The sequence below is a fragment of the Myxococcus sp. AM010 genome (assembly GCF_013372585.1).
Taxonomy (GTDB): Bacteria; Myxococcota; Myxococcia; order Myxococcales; family Myxococcaceae; genus Myxococcus; species Myxococcus vastator.
Genome location: NZ_JABXEO010000216.1, coordinates 1 through 899, shown reverse-complemented (window position 1 = coordinate 899; position 899 = coordinate 1). Strand labels below are relative to the sequence as shown.

Below are 899 nucleotides of genomic sequence, written 5' to 3'. Positions count from 1 at the left end.
GTGGGGGCGGAGGCGCCGGTGGGGCTGTGCCTGGAGCGAGGCGTGGAGTGGGTGGCGGCGATGCTGGGCATCCTGAAGTCAGGAGGCGCCTACGTGCCGTTGGACGCGGGCCAGCCGGAGGCGCGGCTGCGGGCGTTGGTGGAGGAAGTCGGCGCGCGGGTGGTGGTGACGGAGGCGAGGCACGCGGCGGTCTTCGAAGGGACGCGTGCGCGCCGGGTGTTGGTGGAGGAAGCGGCGCGCGCGGGACAGCCGACGGTGGGCGTGGGTGTGCCAGTGGCGCCCGAGCAGTTGGCGTACGTGCTGTTCACGTCGGGGAGCACGGGGCGTCCGAAGGGCGTGGGGGTGTCGCACGGGCAGTTGAGCAACTACGTGCAGGCGGCGATAGCGCGGCTGCGGCTGGAGGAGTGCCGCAGCTTCGCGCTGGTGTCGACGCTGGCGGCGGACCTGGGGAACACGGTGCTGTTTCCCGCGCTGAGCGTGGGCGGCGAGCTGCACGTCTTGACGCAGGAGCGGGCGAGCAGCCCGTCGGGAGTCGCGGAGTACTTCGAGAAGCACGGGGTGGAGTGCACGAAGGTGGTGCCGTCGCACTTCGCGGCGCTGCTGAGCGCGGCGGAGCCGGTGCGGGTGGTGCCGAGGAAGCGGTTGGTGCTGGGAGGAGAGGCGGCGTCGTGGAGCCTGGTGGAGCAGGTGCACGCGTTGGCGCCGGAGTGCGAGGTGTACAACCACTACGGCCCGACGGAGGCGACGGTGGGCGTGCTGGCGGGGCGCGTGGAGTCGCCGCGCCGGGTGACGTCGCCCGCGACAGTGCCGCTGGGCAGGCCGCTGGGAAACACGCGGGTGTACGTGCTGGACGGGAGCATGCGGCCGGTGCCGGTGGGGGTGGCGGGAGAGCTGTACGC

1 protein-coding gene is annotated in these 899 nt (G+C 73.1%); it reads left to right on the top strand.

What is annotated here, in order from left to right; translation table 11 throughout:
* A partial coding sequence (locus tag HV826_RS36375) for an AMP-binding protein (protein ID WP_176421572.1) occupies nucleotides 1-899 on the top strand: 899 nt, incomplete at both ends.